At 55.2% G+C, this 2,541-nt stretch carries 2 protein-coding genes and 1 pseudogene; all 3 read left to right on the plus strand.

The window, feature by feature from the left end; translation table 11 throughout:
* On the plus strand, positions 1-637 hold a 637-nt coding region (locus tag HP459_RS22350), incomplete at its 5' end, for a ketose-bisphosphate aldolase (protein ID WP_171936867.1).
* A gap of 116 nt (positions 638-753) precedes the next feature.
* On the plus strand, positions 754-2,325 hold the full coding sequence (malX, locus tag HP459_RS22355; protein WP_022649499.1) for a maltose/glucose-specific PTS transporter subunit IIBC: 1,572 nt from the start codon (positions 754-756) through the stop codon (positions 2,323-2,325).
* A gap of 12 nt (positions 2,326-2,337) precedes the next feature.
* A pseudogene (locus tag HP459_RS22360) lies at positions 2,338-2,541 on the plus strand (aminotransferase); the annotation flags it as partial.

A 2,541-nucleotide genomic window follows, 5' to 3' on the forward strand; every position in this document is an offset into this window, starting at 1 on the left:
ACACCTCGATCACCACGAATCGCTGGATGACATTCGCCGCAAAGTCCATGCCGGCGTACGTAGCGCAATGATCGACGGTAGCCATTACCCCTTCGAACAAAACGTCAAGCTGGTGAAATCGGTCGTCGATTTCTGTCACCTCAACGACTGTAGCGTCGAGGCCGAACTGGGCCGACTGGGTGGAGTGGAAGATGACATGAGCGTCGACGCCGAAAGCGCGTTCCTGACAGACCCGCAGGAAGCAAAACGCTTTGTCGAACTGACAGGCGTGGACAGCCTCGCCGTTGCCATCGGAACCGCGCACGGCCTCTATACCAAACGCCCAAAAATCGACTTCCAGCGGCTGGCCGAGATCCGCGAGGTAGTGACAGTGCCGCTGGTACTGCACGGTGCGAGCGATGTTCCGGATGAGGATGTGCGCCGCACCATTGAGCTGGGCGTCTGCAAAGTTAACGTCGCAACAGAGCTGAAAATCGCCTTCTCTGACGCAGTCAAAGCCTGGTTTGCCGAGAACCCACAGGGCAACGATCCGCGCTTCTACATGCGCGTCGGCATGGATGCCATGAAAGAGGTGGTCAGAAGCAAAATCACCGTTTGCGGCTCGGCGAACCGGCTGCTGCTTCCGGCTGAAGCCTGAACCCATCGCGCATAACGTTAGTACCTAAAAAATAACTATAAGCCTCGCAAATATGAAGGCGCGTCCTTAAGCCGGACAGCGCCTTCCATTATCCTAAAAATCCGAGGAGTCCCTACATGACACAGGAAAAGTCGTTTAAATCGAAAGCGTGGGAGTTTTTCCAGAGCCTGGGAAAGACGTTTATGTTCCCGGTTTCGCTATTGGCCTTTATGGGGTTGTTGTTAGGTATCGGTAGTTCTGTCACCAGCCCTTCCACCATCAAAAGTTTTCCCTTTCTGGGCGGCGAGTTAACGCAGCTCACCTTTGGTTTTATCGCCATGGTCGGTGGCTTTGCTTTTACCTATCTGCCGCTGATGTTTGCCATGGCGATCCCAATGGGCCTTGCCAGGCGTAATAAAGCGGTGGGCGCTTTTGCCGGATTCGTTGGCTACATGCTGATGAACATGAGCATCAACTACTACCTGACCGCCACCCACCAGCTTGCGGATGCCGCCACCATGAGACAGGTGGGACAATCCATCGTGCTTGGCATTCAAACGCTGGAGATGGGCGTGCTCGGCGGCATTGTGGTAGGGGTGATCACCTACTTCCTGCACGAACGCTTCCAGGACACGGTGCTGCACGACGCATTTGCCTTCTTTAGCGGCATTCGTTTTGTTCCGATTGTTACCGCCCTCACCCTGTCGCTGGTCGGCCTGGTCATCCCCCTGCTGTGGGAATATGTGGCAATGGGCATTGCCGGGATTGGTCATATCATCCAGAGCACCAGCGTCTTTGGGCCGTTCCTGTATGGCGTGGGCGTGCTGCTACTCAAACCTTTTGGCCTGCATCACATACTGCTGGCGATGGTGCGCTTCACCCCGGCGGGCGGCATTGAGATGGTTAACGGCCAGGAAGTGGCCGGTGCGCTGAACATTTTCTACGCCGAGCTGAAAGCGGGTCTGCCGTTTAGCCCGCACGTTACGGCATTTTTATCGCAAGGGTTTATGCCGACCTTTATCTTCGGCCTGCCTGCCGTGGCTTACGCTATCTACCGCACCGCGCGCCCGGAAAACCGTCCGGTGATTAAAGGGCTGCTGCTTTCAGGCGTGCTGGTTTCAGTTGTCACGGGTATTTCAGAGCCGATTGAGTTCCTGTTCCTGTTTATTGCCCCTGTGCTTTACGCGTTTCATATCGTTATGTCTGGCCTGGCGCTGATGGTGATGGCGCTGCTCGGCGTCACCATCGGCAACACTGACGGCGGTATTCTGGATCTGCTGATCTTCGGCGTCATGCAGGGGATGTCGACCAAATGGTATCTGCTGTTCCCGGTGGGTATTGCCTGGTTTGCTATCTACTTCTTCGTCTTCCGCTGGTACATCCTCAAGCACGATATAAAAACGCCAGGCCGTGAGGTTGACGCGCAGGGTGCGCTCCAGGCGGTGGAAGCCAATACCCGGGCACGTGGAAAATCAAAATACGATCATGGGCTTATTCTTCGCGCGCTTGGCGGTAAAGAGAATATTGAGTCGCTCGACAACTGCATTACCCGCTTACGTCTGGTGGTGAAAGATATGGGGCTTATCGACCAGCAGGCGCTGAAGGCCGCTGGCGCCTTGTCAGTCGTGGTGCTTGATGCCCACAGCGTTCAGGTGATCATCGGCCCGCAGGTGCAGAGCGTCAAATCCGGCATTGAAGCCTTAATTTAACAGGGGGTCGTTGTGTTTGATTTCGACAGAATCATTGAGCGTAAAAGCGATAAATGCCGTAAATGGGATCATGCGTTTGTGTGTTCGCGTTTCGGTGATGTCCCGGAGGGATTTATCCCGCTGTGGATAGCAGACATGGATTTCACCTCGCCACCCGCCGTGATTGAAGGCTTTCAGCGCATCGTGGAGCATGGCACCTTCGGTTACACCTGGTGC

The organism is Enterobacter sp. CM29 (genome assembly GCF_013179605.1).
In the GTDB taxonomy this organism is placed as follows: domain Bacteria; phylum Pseudomonadota; class Gammaproteobacteria; order Enterobacterales; family Enterobacteriaceae; genus Enterobacter; species Enterobacter intestinihominis.